At 38.8% G+C, this 721-nt stretch carries 1 protein-coding gene; it reads right to left on the bottom strand.

Going from position 1 to position 721, the window contains the following annotated elements; all coding sequences use genetic code 11:
• Positions 1-721: ATP-binding cassette domain-containing protein (locus AYJ08_RS05750; protein WP_157452794.1), on the bottom strand; the 721-nt coding region annotated here is incomplete at both ends.

The following is a 721-nucleotide window of genomic DNA, read 5'->3' as shown; positions in this document are numbered from 1 at the left end:
AAACATAGGATATTTTGAGTTGACTGCCCTTGTCAAAAGTCCCCGTATAGTTGAGATGCTCACCGCAAATAAGCTTGATAATGCTTGATTTTCCAGAGCCGTTTTTACCACAAAGCGCTATTCGCTCCCCTTGCTCAATTGTAAAGCTTATATCTGTGCAAACCATTTTCTCGCCATAATAAATGGAAACATTTTTAAGTTCAGCAAGCTGGTTTTTATGAAAAGCAAGCTGTGAAATTTTTAAGCTTTCAGCGTTTTCGATGTTTTTAAGGAGCTTAGACCTTTCCTCAATAGCAGATTGCTGTCTCTGCTCAATTGATTTAGAGCGTTTCATCATTTTAGCGGCCTTGTGACCAATATACCCTTTATCTACCTTGGAACCGGAATTTCTTGTACCATTTTTCGTTTTTTCCACTTCGTGCGACCAGTTGCTTGTTCGTTTAGCAGAATCCGACAAGCGTCTAATGTCTTTTTTTAGCCGTTCGTTCTCTGCAAGCTCAAAGTTATCCTGTCTCTGCTTATTTTCCCACCAATCAGAGAAATTGCCTTTTTGTATTTCGATATTGGTCCTATTGATGGAAAGGATGTGATCTACACAGTTATCAAGGAATGACCTGTCGTGAGAGACAAGAATAAATCCACTTTTGGTATTGAGATAGTCACTGACAAGTTTTCTTGCATGCATGTCGAGATGATTGGTTGGTTCATCAATTAACAGAAA

The organism is Brevibacillus sp. SKDU10, assembly GCF_001645205.1.
Lineage (GTDB): Bacteria > Bacillota > Bacilli > Brevibacillales > Brevibacillaceae > Brevibacillus_B > Brevibacillus_B halotolerans.
Note: the sequence above shows the minus strand (reverse complement) of the source record. Positions and strands in the feature narration are given on the sequence as shown.